Genomic DNA, 17,022 nt, shown 5'->3' on the forward strand with positions numbered 1-17,022 from the left:
TCGATCTTTAAGGAGTTAGCGCTTGTTTGACCGTTATGAATCCGGTGAACAGGCGATTCTTGTGCACATCAGTTTCACCTATGAGGGAGACGTAGAAGATCTCGACGAATGTAAGATGTTGGTGTCTTCTGCTGGAGTAAACACATTAGGTGTTGTGACGGGAACCCGTCAGTCTCCACTCCCTAAATACTATGTCGGTGAAGGTAAAGCGCAAGAAATTGCCGATGCAGTTCGAGCTAAGAATGCAGATATTGTGATTTTTAATCACGCGCTTTCTCCTGCTCAAGAACGAAATTTAGAACAATTATGTCAATGTCGAGTAATAGACCGTACGGGGTTAATACTGGATATTTTCGCTCAGCGAGCACGAACCTATGAAGGGAAGTTGCAAGTTGAGTTAGCACAATTACGTCATATATCTACTCGATTAATCCGAGGGTGGACGCACCTTGAACGTCAAAAAGGCGGAATAGGTTTACGTGGTCCTGGTGAAACTCAATTAGAAACCGATAGACGACTATTGCGAGATCGTATCAAAGCAATCTTGCGCCGATTAGCTAAAGTTGCTAAGCAGCGTGAGCAAGGGCGTCGAGCAAGATATCGGGCTGAAATTCCAACCATTTCATTAGTCGGTTATACCAACGCAGGGAAATCTACGTTATTTAATCGAATTACTGAAGCGGGGGTTTATGCAGCTGACCAATTGTTTGCAACACTTGATCCTACATTACGTAAGATAGAAGTTGTTGATGTTGGGACATCGATACTTGCTGATACGGTAGGTTTTATCCGTCATTTGCCACATGATCTTGTTGCTGCTTTTAAAGCGACATTACAAGAAACGCAAGAAGCAAATATCTTGTTACATGTTGTTGATGCCAGTGATGACCGTTTTCGTGAGAATATTGAGGCAGTAGATATTGTTCTAGAAGAGATAGATGCCAATGAGGTACCTTTTCTTCTTGTGATGAATAAGATTGATAACTTAGAAGATCAACAACCAAGAATTGAACGTGATGAGGAGGGAGTTCCTCGATGTGTTTGGATTTCAGCAATAGAAGGCCAAGGCATTGAATTACTTTTCCAAGCATTAACGGAACGATTAGCTGGGCAGATGGTGGCGCATACATTGCTATTACCGCCAGATTTGGTTGGACGTCTTCGAAGTAAATTCTTTCAAATGCAAAGCATTATAAAAGAAGAATATCAGGATGATGGCAGCTTGCTTCTCGATGTACGTATGCAGCAAGTTGATTGGTCTAAGTTAGAAAAACGTGAAGAGACTCCATTAAGTGATTTTTTAATTGCTGATGAGAGCACACAGAATTCTTTGTCTTCATAATTACCTTGGAGTTTTCTAATGGCGTGGAATGAGCCTGGAAATAATAACAACAATGGCGGTGGCGATAATAAAGACCCTTGGGGTAATAAAAATCGTGGCGGCCGTGATCAAGGTCCACCGGATCTTGATGAAGTCTTTAATAAACTAAGCCAAAAATTGAGTGGTAAGTTTGGTGGTGGCAATAAAGGCGGAAATAATAATGGTGGCAACGGGCTACCTTCATTTGGCAATGGCGGTGCAATTGGCTTAGGTTTAATTGCAGTTGTAGCTATTGGTATTTGGGTATTCTCTGGTTTCTATACCATTGGTGAAAGTGAGCGAGGCGTAGTATTACGTTTTGGTCAATATGATCGCATGGTTGACCCAGGTCTAAACTGGAAACCAACTTTTATTGACCAAGTGACACCAGTAAACGTTCAATCAATTCGTTCATTAAACTCAAAAGGTTTAATGCTTACTAAAGATGAAAACGTAGTAACAGTTGAGATGGGTGTTCAATATCGTGTTGCTGATGCGCATAAATATTTGTACACAGTAACGAATGCGGATGACAGTTTGCGCCAAGCGACAGACTCTGCGTTACGTGCCGTTATTGGTGACGCAAAAATGGATGATATCTTGACCAGTGGTCGTCAAGAGATCCGTCAACGAACTCAAGAAACGCTAAATCGCATTATTGATAAATACGACATGGGTTTATTAGTTGTTGATGTTAACTTCCAATCAGCTCGTCCGCCAGAGCAAGTAAAAGCGTCATTTGATGATGCGATTGCAGCTCGAGAAGATGAAGAGCGTTTCATTCGTGAAGCGGAAGCGTACAGTAATGATATCCTTCCAAAAGCGACGGGTCGTGCTGAGCGTCTGAAAAAAGAAGCTCAAGGTTATACAGAACGAACTGTTAACGAAGCGATTGGTCAAATTGCACAGTTTGAAAAGCTACTACCTGAATATAACAAAGCACCAGAAGTAACTCGAACTCGTTTGTACTTGGATACGATGGAACGCGTATACGGTAATACAAGTAAGGTTCTGATTGATTCAGAATCAAATGGTAACTTATTATACCTTCCATTAGATAAGATCACTGGTAATCAGCAGGGTGCGGCGTCGGCTCCTAGAACCTCAACGTCACAGTCTAAAAATTACAATATCGAAGTAGAACAAAAGCAACAACCAACTAATACGAATACTACTGGCCGTAACTCAACACGTGAAGGGAGATACTAATCATGCGTAAGTTAATGATCCCAACACTGATTGTTGTAGTCGCTATTTTCTTGATGTCACTGTTTGTGATCCCAGAAGGTGAGCGTGGTATTGTGACTCGTTTTGGTCGTTTGATTAAAGACAATAATGAAATCACTCGTATTTACGAACCTGGTTTGCATTTTAAAATGCCAATGTTTGATCGAGTTAATACATTAGATGCTCGTATCCAAACTATGGATGATCAATCAGACCGTTTCGTAACGTCAGAGAAAAAAGATGTTATTATCGATTCATATGTTAAGTGGAGAATCAAAGATTTTGGTCAATTCTACTTAGCAACTGGTGGTGGTAATATTCTGACAGCGGAAGCGTTATTACAACGTCGTGTTTCTGATGGTCTACGTGCTGAAATCGGTAGTACTACGGTAAAAGAATTGGTTTCTGAAAAGCGTGAAGAGGTAATGGCAACAGTACTTCTTGACTCTCAAGATGGAACAGGTGACCTAGGTATTGAAGTGATTGATTTACGAATCAAGAAAATCAACTTACCTGAAGAGATCTCTGAATCGATTTACCGTCGTATGCGTGCAGAGCGTGAAGCGGTTGCTCGTAAATTACGTTCTCAAGGTCGTGAGAAAGCCGAAGTTATTCGTGCTCAATCAGAGCTTGAAGTAGCAACGATTATCGCTGAAGCGGATAAAACAGCACAAATTACTCGTGGTGATGCCGATGCAAAAGTTGCAAAACTGTATGCAGACACGTTTAATAAAGAGCCTGAGTTCTTTAGCTTTATCCGTTCATTGAAAGCCTATGAGAGATCATTTAATAGCAAGAACGATATCTTAGTACTTGATCCTAAGACTGACTTCTTCAAATACATGAATGATCCAAAGGGTGGAAAATAAATCTAACTCTAGATTTTGATTCGCTTTAATTAACAAGGTCCTACGGGGCCTTGTTTTGTTTCTGCACGTTATTAAGTTTATTAAGAGGTTTGTATGAACAATGTGATTTGGTTAGCTATTGGTGGTGTACTTATTGTGGAAGGGCTAGGTCCATTAATCGCGCCTAATGGGTGGCGTAATATGGTGGCGCAATTAAGTGAGCAACCTGACAATACTTTGCGTCGTATCGGTGGGTGTTTAGTGGTGGCTGGTGTCGTTATTTGTAGTGTGATGCTCTAATATTCGCTGAAAATGTAGGATTGTGTCTTTATTTTTGATTTTATTAGAAATATAAATCATAACCTTGTTTATATTGATAGCGCTTTATTATGAAAATGAGATTTTAACTAAAAATACCTGAAAGATTTTTCTATCAATGCTAGAATCCATTTTTAACTAACAAGCAGACTTGGAAAGATGGGAAATAACGTTGTCGTTCTGGGCACCCAATGGGGTGACGAAGGTAAAGGTAAAATCGTAGACCTTTTAACTGAAGATGCAAAGTATGTAGTTCGCTATCAAGGCGGTCACAATGCAGGCCACACTCTAGTTATCGACGGTGAAAAAACCGTTCTACACTTAATTCCATCAGGTATTTTACGTGATAATGTTGAATGCATTATCGGTAATGGCGTAGTGCTTTCACCTGATGCTTTACTAAAAGAAATGGCGCCGCTTGAAGCGCGTGGTATTCCAGTTCGTGAACGCCTATTCATTTCTGAAGCTTGTCCTCTAATTCTTCCTTATCACGTAGCGCTAGACCAAGCGCGTGAAATCGCACGTGGTAACAAAGCAATTGGTACAACAGGTCGTGGTATCGGTCCAGCGTACGAAGATAAAGTATCTCGTCGTGGTTTACGTGTTGGCGATCTATTTGATAAAGTTGCTTTCGCAGAAAAACTAAAAGAAGTAATGGAATACCATAACTTCGCATTAGTTAACTACTACAAAGTAGAACCAGTAAGCTACGAAGAAGTACTTGAGCAAGCAATGAGCTATGCTGATCTACTAACTTCAATGGTTATCGATGTAACTGATACTCTTGATGCTGCACGCAAGCGCGGCGACAAGATCATGTTTGAAGGTGCTCAAGGTACACTTCTAGACATCGACCACGGTACTTACCCTTACGTAACATCTTCTAACACTACCGCTGGTGGCGTTGCTGCAGGTTCTGGTTTTGGTCCTCGTCACTTAGGTTACATCCTAGGAATTACTAAAGCATACTGTACTCGTGTAGGTTCTGGTCCATTCCCTACTGAGCTATATGATGGTTTAGAGAAGCAAGATCCAATTGGTAAACACCTAGGTACAGTTGGTCACGAGTTTGGTGCAACGACTGGTCGTTTACGTCGTACTGGTTGGTTTGATGCTGTAGCTATGCGTCGTGCAATCCAAATCAACTCACTGTCTGGTATGTGTCTAACTAAACTAGACGTATTAGATGGCCTAGAAGAACTAAAAATCTGTACTGGTTACCAGATGAAAGATGGTTCTTTACTAGAAGTTTCTCCAATGGCTGCTGAAGCATTTGAAGAAGCGACACCAGTATACGAAACTATGCCTGGTTGGTCTGAAAATACATTTGGTGCGAAAACAATTGAAGCGCTTCCACAAGCTGCTCTAAATTACATTAAGCGCATCGAAGAATTAACAGGCGTGCCTATTGATATTATCTCTACTGGTCCTGACCGTAACGAGACAATCATCAAAGTACACCCATTCCAAGCTTAATTGCTTAGAGAATGAAGAAAAACCAGCTCATGTAGCTGGTTTTTTTATATCTGTCATTTTCATTATTAGCTTCTGTTATCTCCTTATCAAATCTCTGAATTTTCATTTAATCAACAACTTATAAAGTATGGGCAAAAAATTGCCACTAAGGGCAAATTTTGTCTAAAGAACTTGCCGCTTACGTCGATACAATAAATACAGTTATAAAGAGTTGATGAATTATGAAACTACGACATCTCGTAGCAGCCTGCATGGTAGCATTAGTGCCTATGCATGCTTCTAGCGAAGAGATCGGAGAACCGATCCCAATCTATACCGAAAACCAACTGTTTCGATTATTTGATACAAATTCACACCTAACCCGTGTGAAAAATGTAGATAATTGTCAATTAGTTGAAGACATTGTAGCTCGTGCTACTAAGATTGATTCACCTGCTTACGAGTTTCTTTACGGAGACATGTTGGCGTGGGGAGTATGTGTGGACCGTGATGTAGAGCTAGGGCTTTACTACATGGAAAATGCAGCAAGACAAGGTTTACCCGCAGCACTTGAGCAGATTGGTCGATATTACGCCAAAGGTACCTTGGTTCAACAAGATAGAGAGCGAGCAATTCCTTACTTGCGTGAAGCCGCAGGAATGGGAAATGTAAATGCTCGTATTCATCTTGCTGAGCTACTATTGAGTGATTATGGTAGCCCACTTGATTATGAAGACGCGTATCGATGGTTATATAACACGGTGACTTCAGATGGACGTAAGCATAAACGAATTGCTAATTTAAGAAATGGATTAGAAATGCGTATGCCTGGCAATGTGATTGCGAGAGCAAAAAGACGAGATACCTTCTGGTAGAACCTAAAGTTTAATATTTAACTATTATCGTTGGATATGTAATTTCATCAGCTCAAAAAAATGCCCAGCGATAAATTACCGCTGGGCGTTTTTGCATTTAAGACTCTATTAATTTATAGAACTTTATGAGGGCCAAAGCGCTCATAATGAATACGATCCTCAGTAATACCCAGTTCAATCAATTGCTTCGCGACATGTTGCATAAAGCCAACAGGACCACAGAAGTAGTAGTGGCCATTATCAGAGACGATCTCTTCTTTAACCTCAGTTAAATTAATTAAACCGTTAAACTGGAAGTCTTGATTTAGCGTATCTGTTTCCTGTGGTTGGTTATACCAAGTATACGCAGAGATATGCTCATGCTTTTCAGCTAAAGTAGAAATGTGTTGTTTAAATGCATGTTGAGAGCCATTTTCCGTTGCGTGTAACCACGTTACTTTTTCTTTATGTTGGGTCAGTGTTTCTAACATAGAAAGAGTCGGAGTTAAGCCCACACCTGCAGAAATAAGCGTAACAGGTGTTGATGCTTCAACTTCTAAGAAGAAATCTCCCGCAGGTGCGGTAAGGTTTACCTTATCACCAATATTCAGAGATGCATGTAGGTAATTTGAGGCTTTACCGCCATCTTCTCGTTTTACTGAGATACGATATGTTTTTTCTTGAGGCACTGAAGATAAGCTGTATTGACGAATCTCTTGGTTTTCAAATTCTTCAGGGTTTAAGTAAATACCAATGTATTGACCTGGTTTGAAGTGGGAAACGGGCTGATCATCTGTAGGCATAAACGTAAAGCTAGTGATATGCTTACTCTCTTTTTCTTTTGCGATTAGCTCAAACTCACGCAGTCCGCGCCAGCCCCCATCAAGAGCATTATTATCTTGATAGATTTGCTCTTCACGTTGAATGAATACATTAGCCAATACACCATAAGCTTCACCCCAAGCATCAAGAACTTCTTGGCCTGGAGAAAACATCTCATCAAGCGTTGCAAGTAAGTGACCACCAACAATGTTGTATTGATCAGCGGTGATCATAAAACTCGTATGTTTGTGGGCTATTTTCTCTACGGCGGGTAATAGCACTTCTAGGTTTTCAATATTACCCGCATAAGCACAGATCGCATTGAATAACGCTTCACGTTGGTCGCCATTACGTTGGTTACTCATATTAAAAATATCTTTTAATTCAGGGTTATGAGTAAACATACGATCATAAAAATGAGCAGTTAATGCCGGGCCTGTTTGTGCAAGTAATGGAATCGTTGATTTAATGATATCAATAGTATTTTTGTTGAGCATGATGTGTACCTTTAAAGGTGTATTTATTATGTATGTTATAAGTTGTATCTAAAATATATCTTTTGGTCAAGAGAAGATTTACAATAAATAAAGATAAGGAGAGGATATGCAACTAACAAATTTTACCGACTTTGGCCTAAGAGCCTTGATATTCCTAGCGTCATTGCCTGAAGATGAACTAACCAGTATTACAGTTGTAACTGAAGCATTTGGTGTATCGCGTAACCATATGGTGAAGATCATCAATAAATTAGGTCAAGAAGGCTATGTAAAAACGGTTCGAGGTAAGAATGGGGGGATTTGTTTAGGTAAGCCAGCAAATCAAATTATTATAGGTGATGTGATCCGTTCGATTGAACCACTACAGGTTGTAAATTGCGCACCTGAATTTTGTCATATTACTTCTGCCTGTCGACTTAAATGTGCTCTTGCTAAAGCGAAACAAGCATTCTTGGATGAATTAGACAATTATACGATTCAGGATATGTTGACAGATAACAGTGAATTACTGATTTTGCTAAATCGCGTTTAAGACCGTAATTCCAAATCCTTTTCTATCTGTTATATGCATACTCAGGTACAATTACCTTATTATCTCCTCTGACTAAGCAGGTCGCCTATGTCTAAGATTATTCAAAACGATCCTTTCAAAGATCGAGAAGCAGAAAAGTATGAGAATCCAATTCCAAGTCGTGAATGTATTCTTGAATTCTTTCAAAAAGCAGACGCTCCTTTAAATCGTAATGACTTATTCGAAGCCCTAGGTTTATCTGGTGAAGATAACTATGAAGGCTTACGTCGTCGTTTAAGAGCGATGGAGCGAGATGGACAGTTAGTGTTCACTCGTCGTCAATGCTATGCATTACCTGAACGCATTGAAGTATTAAAAGGTGTGGTACTTGGACACCGTGATGGGTTCGGTTGGATCCGTCCTGAAGGCAGTGTTGGTAAAGACAATGATGTACTTTTGCCTTTCCACCAAATGAAGAAAGTCATTCATGGTGATGTGGTATTAGTTCAGCCAACAGGTACCGATAAACGAGGCCGCAAAGAAGGCCGAGTTGTACGTGTATTAGAACCTCATAACGAAGGTATTGTCGGCCGATTCTTTATTGAAGATGGCTTGGGCTTTGTTGTTCCTGATGATTCACGGATCAACCAAGATATCTTTATCCCTAAAGAGCATAAAATGGGTGCTCGCATGGGTAATGTCGTTGTGATTAATATTACTGACCGTGGTGGCCGTGCTCGTGGCATGTCAGGTGAAGTGATTGAAGTACTTGGTGAGAATATGGCACCAGGCATGGAGATCGATATTGCACTACGCACTCACAATATTCCTCATGTATGGCCTACAGCCGTTGAAAAACAAGTTGAAGGCTTAGCAGAAGAAGTACCTGAAGAAGCAAAAGAAGGTCGTGTCGATCTTCGTGAATTACCATTAGTAACGATTGATGGTGAAGATGCTCGTGACTTCGATGATGCGGTATTCTGTCAAGCGAAAGCCTCTGGTGGTTGGCGTTTATGGGTTGCGATTGCTGATGTAAGTTATTATGTTCGCCCTGATAACGCATTAGACAAAGAAGCGATTCAGCGTGGTAACTCGGTTTACTTCCCTGCGCAAGTAGTACCAATGCTGCCAGAGGTATTATCGAATGGCTTATGTTCATTGAACCCACAAGTTGACCGTCTATGTATGGTGTGTGAGATGACTATCTCTGCATCAGGCAAGCTGTCAGGTTTTAAGCATTACGAAGCGGTAATGAACTCACACGCTCGTCTTACTTACAACAAAGTAAGTGATATTCTTGATGGTGATGAAGAACTGACTCAACGTTATGAGCCATTAGTTCCGCATCTTAAAGAGCTTCATAATATGTATCAGGTGCTAAAAACAGCACGTGAAGCTCGTGGTGCGATTGAGTTTGAAACTATTGAAACTAAGTTTATCTTTAATGCCGATCGTAAGATTGACCGCATTGAACCAGTGATTCGTAATGACGCTCATAAGATCATCGAAGAGTGTATGATTTTAGCGAACATCGCGTCGGCTTCTTTTGTTGAAAAAGCCAAAGAGCCTGCACTGTACCGTGTGCATGAATCTCCAGGTGAAGAACGTTTAATGGGTTTCCGCGATTTCTTAGGGGAGCTTGGTCTAAGCTTGTCGGGTGGGTTAACGCCGTCACCAACAGACTATGGCCAACTGGTGCATGTGATTGCTGATCGTCCTGACAAAGAATTGATTCAAACGATGCTGCTGCGTTCAATGAAGCAAGCAGTATACAACGCAGATAATCAAGGTCACTTTGGTCTAGCATTGAAGCGTTATGCGCACTTTACATCGCCAATTCGTCGTTATCCTGATCTCCTGTTACACCGCGCAATTAAGTATCTAATTGCCAAAGAGAAAGGCCAAAATAACGATCGTTGGACACCAACAGGTGGTTACCATTATTCATTCGATGATATGGATGTGTTTGGTGAACAATGTTCAATGACTGAGCGCCGTGCAGATGATGCAACACGTGATGTTGCCGATTGGTTGAAGTGTGAATACATGCAAGATCATATCGGTGAAGAGCTAGAAGGTGTAATTGCCAATGTCACCGGTTTTGGCTTCTTTGTTCGATTAAATGATTTGCATATCGATGGTTTAGTTCATATTTCATCATTAGCGAATGACTACTACCAATTCGACCCAGCAGGTCAACGTTTAACTGGTGAAAGCTCTGGTCAAATTTTCCGTCTTGGTGATCAGGTTACCGTTAAGGTTGTCGCCGTTAATCTTGATGATCGCAACATTGACTTTGAATGTACAAGCTCAATGCGTAAAGCGCGTGGTCATGGTAAAACAGCCAAAGATAACGCGAAAAAACGTGGCACAAAAGAGCCTCGTCGCGATCCTAACTTTAAGCCAAAGAAAAAAGGCGAGAAAGCGGAGCCAAAAGGCCGTGGTCAATTAGGTGAGCGTAAATCCAAAGGTAAGGGCAAAGTGAAATCAAAAGCTCAAGCCATGGTTGAACCAACAAAACGTCCAGATGGCTCAGCTGATGAGGTAAAGGCAAAAAGAAAGCCGAAACCAAAGCACAAGAAAAAAGTGCGCGCAAGAAAACCTAAGCCGAAAGCGGAATAAGTAACGATTCGATAATGGAGCGACGATGCTCCATTAGAACCACTAATTTGTAATAGAAAGAAGCGACAGCATGAGTAATGAATTTATTTTTGGCATCCACGCAGCCAAAGCAGTATTAGAGCGTGATCCTGCCCGTTTTATTGAAATATTTGTATTAAAAGGTCGTGAAGACGATCGTTTGTTACCTATTATCAAGGAACTGACTGATCTTGGGTTTAAAATCCAAGAGCTTCCACGTAAAACGTTGGATGACAAAGCAAATGGTGCAAATCACCAAGGTATTATTGCTCGTGTTACTCCTGCTAAGCAGCTTAATGAAAACGATCTAGACGACATCATGGCACAATCTGAGAATCCATTATTCTTAGTGCTGGACGGCGTTACCGATCCACACAACTTAGGTGCTTGTCTGCGTAATGCTGACGGTGCAGGTGTTGCTGCGGTAATCGTGCCTAAAGATAAGTCAGCATCAATGACAGCAACAGTAAGTAAAGTTGCTTGTGGTGCAGCAGAAGTGGTTCCTTTGGTTCGCGTGACTAACCTGGCTCGTACGATGCGTGCTCTGCAAGAGAAAGGCGTATGGTTTGTTGGTACTGCTGGTGAAGCGACGCATGATGTTTATCAAGCGAAACTGACCGGCCCATTAGCAATCGTTATGGGCGCAGAAGGTGATGGTATGCGTCGCCTAACTCGTGAGACTTGCGATGACCTGATTAAAATCCCAATGGCAGGCTCTGTAACCAGTTTAAATGTCTCTGTAGCTTCTGGTGTGTGTTTGTTTGAAGCAGTACGCCAGCGTTCGTTATAAGGCGAAATAACAGATAAAACAGCAAGCTAAGTGAGAAGGTGATGAGTGATTCATTACCTTCTTTTTTTCTTTGAAATCAGAGAAAATATTTTTGTGATTTAGTTATCTTTTTCTTGCTAATAACGCTGTTTTTCTATACTATCCGCCGTTCTTAATTCTCAGTCTTTTTTTTAGTTCCTTGCTTCCCTTGGATGACTGAGCCAATCGTGGAAGCTGAATAATCCGTAAGGAGCAACCAATGCGTCATTATGAAATCGTATTCATGGTGCATCCTGATCAAAGCGAGCAAGTTGCTGGCATGATCGAGCGTTACACAGGTTCAATCACAGAAGCTGGTGGTACTATCCACCGTCTAGAAGATTGGGGTCGTCGTCAAATGGCTTACCCAATCAACAAACTGCACAAAGCACACTACGTTCTTATGAACGTTGAGTCTGAGCAAGCTGTTATTGATGAACTAGAAACTGCATTCCGTTACAACGATGCTGTTCTACGTAACATGATCATGCGTACTAAAGCTGCGATCACTGAGCCATCAGTAATGATGAAAGCTAAAGAAGAGCGTTCTGCTAAGCGTGAAGACGCTGCACCACGCGCTGAAGAAGCTGCTGCTGAGTAATTGAATTGATGACCAATCGATTGGAGTTAAGCGGTGTAATCGCCAAGGCTCCGGTTCGAAGTCTTAGTCCTGCGGGCATACCTCATTGTCATTTTGTCATTGAGCATCGTTCGATTAAACAGGAAGCTGGCTTATCACGTGAAGTCTATTGCAGAATGAACGTGGTAGTGAGTGGACAAAGGTCTCAAGCTTTAACTGCAAACTTAGCTCAAAGTAGTAACGTTACGGTAGGTGGTTTTATCACTTATCAGACAGGCCGAAATGGCGTGGCGAGAGTAGTGTTACATGCTGAGCATATTAAATTAATTTAGATCTGGAGATAGCCCATGGCTCGTTTCTTCCGTCGTCGTAAATTCTGCCGTTTTACAGCAGAAGGCGTACAAGAGATTGACTACAAAGACGTAGCAACTCTAAAAAACTACATCACTGAAGCTGGTAAAATCGTACCTAGCCGTATCACTGGTACTCGTGCTAAATACCAACGTCAGCTAGCTCGCGCTATCAAGCGTTCTCGTTACCTTGCACTTCTACCGTACACAGATAAGCATCTGTAAGTCGTTAGTTGTTTAATTAAGTATATAGAGGACTAAGATAATGCAAGTTATTCTACTTGATAAAATCGGTAACCTAGGTAGCCTTGGCGACCAAGTTAACGTTAAAGCTGGTTACGCACGTAACTTCCTTATCCCACAAGGTAAGGCTGTTATGGCAACTAAAGCTAACGTAGAGATGTTTGAAACTCGTCGCGCTGAATTAGAAGCTAACGTTGCTAAGCAACTAGCTGCTGCAGAAGCTCGTGCTGAGTCTGTTAACGCTCTAGAAGTTACTATCGCATCAAAATCTGGTGACGAAGGTAAACTATTCGGTTCAATCGGTACTCGTGACATCGCTGATGCTATTACAGCTGCAGGCGTTAAAGTTGCGAAAAGCGAAGTTCGTCTTCCTGAAGGCGCTCTACGTACAACTGGTTCTTTCGAAGTTAGCATCCAACTTCACTCTGAAGTATTTGCTACATTGAAATTAGAAGTTGTTGCTGCTGAGTAATCAATAGCCAACTAATAATTTAAACGCCAGCCTTAGTGCTGGCGTTTTTTTTATCTCTCCGTTATATTCTTATTTCGATTCATTATTCTCATCCGCCTTTTCTATCTTGAAAATAACTCAATAATAACTTGAGAAAAATTCATAATCAGCCCCTTGACATTGAACACTATAACATACATTCTGTAGACATATAGACATATAGACATATAGACATATAGACATATAGACATATAGACGTCTAAATGATGTCGTCACGGATGATATATTTTTGTAATGCACACCTTTAGTATTACAGCAGGGAGAGCAAGATATGGCCTATTCACACGCAAGCCACTTAGAGTCACTGAATCAAAATATTGCTGAGCTTGATGGTAATATCAATGTCTCTTTTGAGTTTTTTCCACCAAGTTCAGAGAAGATGGAAGAAACGTTGTGGAACTCTATTCACCGATTAAAAACCTTACAACCGAAATTTGTGTCGGTAACTTATGGCGCAAACTCAGGCGAGCGTGATCGTACTCACTCCATTATTAAAGAAATTAAAGAGCAAACGGGTCTTATTGCTGCCCCGCATTTAACTTGTATTGATGCAAGTCGCTCAGAGTTGATTGATATTGCTAATGACTATTGGGCAAATGGCATTAAAGATATCGTGGCATTGCGTGGTGATATCCCACCAGATGGCGGAGTCCCAGAAATGTACGCTTCTGATCTTGTTGAATTATTGAAGTCTCAACATGATTTTGATATTTCAGTTGCTGCTTTTCCTGAGGTTCACCCTGAAGCAAAAAGCGCACAAGCCGATCTGTTGAATCTAAAGCGTAAAGTGGATGCGGGTGCGAACCGTGCGATAACTCAGTTTTTCTTTGATGTAGAAAGCTACTTACGTTTTCGTGACCGTTGTGTCTCTGCTGGCATTGATGTTGAGATCATTCCTGGTATTTTGCCTGTATCGAATTTTAAGCAAGCTTCTCGTTTTGCCAAGATGAATAATGTGAAGATCCCAGGCTGGATGGCACAGCAGTTTGAAGGCTTGGATGATGATCCTGTGACCCGTCAAATGGTAGGAGCAAGCCATGCTATCGATATGACGCGTGTTCTCAGCCGTGAAGGAGTAAAAGACTTCCACTTCTATACTCTAAACCGTGCGGAGCATACTTACGCACTGTGTCATACTCTAGGTGTACGCCCTAAAGGTTAAGTTAGATTACCTTTCGAACTCATTATAAAGAACCGCTACTATAGCGGTTTTTTTGTGTCTGTATCTATCTAAAAGATAAAAGATAAAAGATAAAAGATAAAAGAAAAGGCCACCGAAGTGACCTTTGAATATAGGAAGGAGGTTTAAACCCTAATGATTAGCCAGTATTACGCATACCTGCAGCAATACCAGCAATAGTAACCATTAGTGCTTCTTCAAGCTCTGGTGACGTCTCTTCTTTTTGACGAGTACGGAACAGAAGCTCAGCTTGTAGCATATTTAGTGGATCGACATAAATATTACGTAGACGAATAGACTCAGAACCCCATGGGTCACGTTCCATTAAGTGATCGCTGTTCTCTACGTTCAATACCGCTTTAATATCAGCTTGTAATTGATTGCGTAGACGCTCACCTAGAGGCCATAGAGACTTGTCAGTTAAACGTTGATCGTAGTATTCAGACATCTGTGGATTACACTTGGTGTAAACCATTTCAAGCATACCAAGACGTGTAGAGAAGAATGGCCATTCACGGCACATCTCCTCTAATAGCTCTTGATGACCCTTATCAATTGAATATTGAATCGCTTCACCAGCACCTAGCCATGCAGGAAGAACCAAACGGTTTTGACTCCATGAGAAGATCCATGGGATTGCTCGTAAGCTCTCAACACCACCATTTGGGTTACGTTTAGCAGGGCGAGATCCTAGTGGAAGTTTACCCAGTTCTAGCTCCGGTGTTGCTGCTCGGAAGTAAGGTACAAAGTCTTTTTCGCCACGAACTATATTACGGTAAGCTTCACACGATACTTCAGATAATACTTCCATCAGATCACGCCAATCTTGTTTTGGCTCTGGTGGTGGCAGAAGGTTAGCTTCAAGGATCGCACTTGCGTATAGGTTAAAACTGTTTACTGCAACTTCAGGTAGGCCCAATTTAAAGCGGATCATTTCACCTTGTTCAGTTACGCGTAAACCGCCTTTTAAGCTTTTTGGTGGCTGAGATAGAAGCGCTGCGTGTGCAGGAGCGCCACCACGACCAATAGTACCGCCACGGCCATGGAATAAAGTAAGCTCAATGCTCTCTTTCTCACACACTTCAACCAGTGCTTCCATCGCGCTGTATTGCGCCCAACCCGCTGACATTACACCAGCATCTTTTGCAGAATCAGAATAACCGATCATCACCATTTGATGGTTTTGGATAAATCCACGATACCAGTCAATAGAGAACAGTTGTTCCATTACTTCTTTGGAGCGGTTTAAATCGTCTAGAGTTTCAAATAGTGGGCATACATCCATACGGAATGGACAGCCAGCTTCTTGAAGTAGTAAATGAACAGCCAGTACATCCGATGCAGTTCGAGCCATTGAGATAACATAAGAGCCTAACGCTTCTTTTGATTGCTCAGCAACGACTTTACAGGTATCAATTACTTCTTGAACGTCAGGAGATGGCTCCCAATTACGAGGAAGAAGAGGACGCTTAGAGCTGAGTTCATTAACAAGGAAAGAAATCTTATCTTGTTCGCTCCATTGGTCGTAATCACCAATGCCTAAATAGCGAGTAAGTTCTGATAAAACATCTGAGTGACGCGTACTTTCTTGGCGAATATCAAGACGAACAAGGTGAGCACCAAACGTTTTCACGCGGCGAAGTGTATCTAATAGAGATCCATCTGCAATGATGCCCATACCACAAGCATGTAAAGATTGGTAACACGCGTATAGTGGGTTCCATAGCTGATCTGCATCAGTTAAGATGGCTTTATTTGGTACAAGCTCACCTTTCATTTGTGCGTCTAAGTTTTCTAACGTATTGCTTAAAAGTACACGCAGTTGTTTTAGGATCGCACGGTAAGGTTCGTGCTCATCGCCAGCCAGTTCACGAACCTCATCAGAGCATTTGACCATTGAAAGTTCGCTGACTAATTCGTTAATGTCTTTTAGGTAAAGATCAGCAGCTTTCCAGCGAGAAAGAAGCATGACTTCACGCGTAATTTTGTGCGTTACAAATGGGTTGCCGTCACGGTCCCCTCCCATCCAAGAAGACATATGAACAGGACGAGCATCAATAGGAAGGCCTTCACCTAAGTGATCTTCTAAACGTTGGTCGAATTCACGTAAGAAATCCGGAATACCTTGCCATAAAGAGTTTTCAACAACGGCAAAACCCCATTTAGCTTCATCTAATGGTGTAGGACGTTCTTGACGAATAACATCAGAGTGCCACGCTTGTGCAATCAGTTGCTCAAGACGACGTTCTGTTTTGTCTCGCTCAGAGAAAGAGATATCACCAAGCTCAAGTTTTGATAAACATTCGTTGATTTTCACCAACTTATTGATCATGGTGCGACGGGCAATTTCTGTTGGGTGCGCCGTTAATACCAGTTCAATATTCAGTTCACGAACGGCTTGTGCAGTATCTAATTTACTTATATCACTTTGATTTAATTTAGAGAAAAGGGTACTAATCGCATCAGGTTCGCATACATGTGATTCACAATGGCGTGAAATCGTATGGTACTGCTCTGCCATATTGGTAAGATTAAGGAATTGGCTGAATGCACGAGCTACTGGTGTTAATTGATCATCTGGGAGACTTTTGATTTCTTCAATCAGTGCATTACGGTCTTCATCGCTTCCTGCGCGTGCTGTTTTCGACAGCTTACGAATGGTTTCAACTTTTGCTAATAATTCTTCGCCATGTGCGTCTCGAATCGTATTACCAAGTAAATGACCCAACATGCTGACATTACTTTTTAAAGCAGAATACTTTTCATTCATACATACTTCCTATACGTGTAATTTTGTTACATCCAAATTTTTTCCTGA

Annotated in this window: 16 protein-coding genes; 14 read left to right on the top strand and 2 right to left on the bottom strand. The window is 41.4% G+C overall.

Annotation, left to right across the window (positions count from 1 at the left end):
- Positions 1–22: 22 nt before the first annotated feature.
- The 6 genes from hflX to motX all read left to right on the top strand — a co-directional run bounded on the left by hflX (position 23) and on the right by motX (position 6,083).
- Entirely contained in the window at positions 23–1,342 is a 1,320-nt protein-coding gene (gene hflX / locus PVK71_RS04595) for a ribosome rescue GTPase HflX (protein ID WP_274419515.1), read from the top strand.
- Between the two features lie 18 nt (positions 1,343–1,360).
- Positions 1,361–2,569, top strand: a complete 1,209-nt coding sequence (gene hflK / locus PVK71_RS04600; RefSeq protein WP_274419514.1) for an FtsH protease activity modulator HflK — start codon at positions 1,361–1,363, stop codon at positions 2,567–2,569.
- 2 nt (positions 2,570–2,571) lie between these two features.
- Positions 2,572–3,456: a protease modulator HflC gene (gene hflC, locus PVK71_RS04605; protein ID WP_130043865.1), complete on the top strand. Its 885-nt coding sequence runs from the start codon at positions 2,572–2,574 to the stop codon at positions 3,454–3,456.
- Between the two features lie 93 nt (positions 3,457–3,549).
- Complete coding sequence (locus PVK71_RS04610; protein WP_274419513.1) at positions 3,550–3,735, top strand: DUF2065 domain-containing protein; 186 nt, start codon at positions 3,550–3,552, stop codon at positions 3,733–3,735.
- Positions 3,736–3,912: 177 nt separating this feature from the next.
- Positions 3,913–5,229 carry an adenylosuccinate synthase gene (locus PVK71_RS04615; RefSeq protein WP_130043866.1) on the top strand — a complete coding sequence of 439 codons (1,317 nt, stop codon included), beginning with the start codon at positions 3,913–3,915 and terminating at the stop codon, positions 5,227–5,229.
- 221 nt (positions 5,230–5,450) lie between these two features.
- Positions 5,451–6,083, top strand: coding sequence for a flagellar protein MotX (gene motX / locus PVK71_RS04620; RefSeq protein WP_130043867.1), 633 nt, complete (start codon positions 5,451–5,453; stop codon positions 6,081–6,083).
- A gap of 113 nt (positions 6,084–6,196) precedes the next feature.
- Here the strand turns inward: motX and hmpA are convergent, their stop codons facing one another.
- Positions 6,197–7,381, bottom strand: a complete 1,185-nt coding sequence (hmpA, locus tag PVK71_RS04625) for an NO-inducible flavohemoprotein (RefSeq protein ID WP_274419512.1) — start codon at positions 7,379–7,381, stop codon at positions 6,197–6,199.
- Positions 7,382–7,487: 106 nt separating this feature from the next.
- On the opposite strand from hmpA, the gene nsrR reads away from it, so the two are divergent.
- From nsrR to metF, 8 genes are all read left to right on the top strand, one after another.
- The gene (gene nsrR, locus PVK71_RS04630; RefSeq protein ID WP_274419511.1) at positions 7,488–7,913 is read left to right on the top strand and encodes a nitric oxide-sensing transcriptional repressor NsrR; all 426 of its coding nucleotides are present in this window, start codon (positions 7,488–7,490) and stop codon (positions 7,911–7,913) included.
- An 87-nt stretch (positions 7,914–8,000) separates the two neighbouring features.
- Positions 8,001–10,514, top strand: coding sequence for a ribonuclease R (rnr, locus tag PVK71_RS04635; protein WP_274419510.1), 2,514 nt, complete (start codon positions 8,001–8,003; stop codon positions 10,512–10,514).
- 70 nt (positions 10,515–10,584) lie between these two features.
- Complete coding sequence (rlmB, locus tag PVK71_RS04640) at positions 10,585–11,322, top strand: 23S rRNA (guanosine(2251)-2'-O)-methyltransferase RlmB (RefSeq protein ID WP_130049238.1); 738 nt, start codon at positions 10,585–10,587, stop codon at positions 11,320–11,322.
- Between the two features lie 238 nt (positions 11,323–11,560).
- Positions 11,561–11,941 carry a 30S ribosomal protein S6 gene (gene rpsF, locus PVK71_RS04645; RefSeq protein WP_005421140.1) on the top strand — a complete coding sequence of 127 codons (381 nt, stop codon included), beginning with the start codon at positions 11,561–11,563 and terminating at the stop codon, positions 11,939–11,941.
- 8 nt (positions 11,942–11,949) lie between these two features.
- On the top strand, positions 11,950–12,252 hold the full coding sequence (gene priB, locus PVK71_RS04650) for a primosomal replication protein N (protein WP_274419509.1): 303 nt from the start codon (positions 11,950–11,952) through the stop codon (positions 12,250–12,252).
- Between the two features lie 15 nt (positions 12,253–12,267).
- On the top strand, positions 12,268–12,495 hold the full coding sequence (gene rpsR, locus PVK71_RS04655; RefSeq protein WP_005421136.1) for a 30S ribosomal protein S18: 228 nt from the start codon (positions 12,268–12,270) through the stop codon (positions 12,493–12,495).
- A gap of 40 nt (positions 12,496–12,535) precedes the next feature.
- Entirely contained in the window at positions 12,536–12,985 is a 450-nt protein-coding gene (rplI, locus tag PVK71_RS04660; protein WP_130043874.1) for a 50S ribosomal protein L9, read from the top strand.
- A gap of 310 nt (positions 12,986–13,295) precedes the next feature.
- Positions 13,296–14,186: a methylenetetrahydrofolate reductase gene (metF, locus tag PVK71_RS04665; protein ID WP_274419508.1), complete on the top strand. Its 891-nt coding sequence runs from the start codon at positions 13,296–13,298 to the stop codon at positions 14,184–14,186.
- Positions 14,187–14,343: 157 nt separating this feature from the next.
- Here metF and ppc read toward each other — a convergent pair whose 3' ends face one another.
- Positions 14,344–16,974: a phosphoenolpyruvate carboxylase gene (gene ppc / locus PVK71_RS04670; protein WP_274419507.1), complete on the bottom strand. Its 2,631-nt coding sequence runs from the start codon at positions 16,972–16,974 to the stop codon at positions 14,344–14,346.
- Positions 16,975–17,022 lie beyond the last annotated feature (48 nt).

Source organism: Aliivibrio sp. S4MY1 (genome assembly GCF_028765545.1).
Lineage (GTDB): Bacteria > Pseudomonadota > Gammaproteobacteria > Enterobacterales > Vibrionaceae > Aliivibrio.

Bases quoted from the DNA above. Each gene is read 5' to 3' on its own strand.
- ppc (WP_274419507.1), bottom strand. From the start codon at position 16,974: ATGAATGAAAAGTATTCTGCTTTAAAAAGTAATGTCAGCATGTTGGGT.
- rnr (WP_274419510.1), top strand. From the start codon at position 8,001: ATGTCTAAGATTATTCAAAACGATCCTTTCAAAGATCGAGAAGCAGAA.
- rplI (WP_130043874.1), top strand. From the start codon at position 12,536: ATGCAAGTTATTCTACTTGATAAAATCGGTAACCTAGGTAGCCTTGGC.
- hmpA (WP_274419512.1), bottom strand. From the start codon at position 7,381: ATGCTCAACAAAAATACTATTGATATCATTAAATCAACGATTCCATTA.
- PVK71_RS04610 (WP_274419513.1), top strand. From the start codon at position 3,550: ATGAACAATGTGATTTGGTTAGCTATTGGTGGTGTACTTATTGTGGAA.
- hflK (WP_274419514.1), top strand. From the start codon at position 1,361: ATGGCGTGGAATGAGCCTGGAAATAATAACAACAATGGCGGTGGCGAT.
- priB (WP_274419509.1), top strand. From the start codon at position 11,950: ATGACCAATCGATTGGAGTTAAGCGGTGTAATCGCCAAGGCTCCGGTT.
- hflC (WP_130043865.1), top strand. From the start codon at position 2,572: ATGCGTAAGTTAATGATCCCAACACTGATTGTTGTAGTCGCTATTTTC.
- rlmB (WP_130049238.1), top strand. From the start codon at position 10,585: ATGAGTAATGAATTTATTTTTGGCATCCACGCAGCCAAAGCAGTATTA.
- PVK71_RS04615 (WP_130043866.1), top strand. From the start codon at position 3,913: ATGGGAAATAACGTTGTCGTTCTGGGCACCCAATGGGGTGACGAAGGT.
- metF (WP_274419508.1), top strand. From the start codon at position 13,296: ATGGCCTATTCACACGCAAGCCACTTAGAGTCACTGAATCAAAATATT.
- nsrR (WP_274419511.1), top strand. From the start codon at position 7,488: ATGCAACTAACAAATTTTACCGACTTTGGCCTAAGAGCCTTGATATTC.
- motX (WP_130043867.1), top strand. From the start codon at position 5,451: ATGAAACTACGACATCTCGTAGCAGCCTGCATGGTAGCATTAGTGCCT.
- rpsR (WP_005421136.1), top strand. From the start codon at position 12,268: ATGGCTCGTTTCTTCCGTCGTCGTAAATTCTGCCGTTTTACAGCAGAA.
- rpsF (WP_005421140.1), top strand. From the start codon at position 11,561: ATGCGTCATTATGAAATCGTATTCATGGTGCATCCTGATCAAAGCGAG.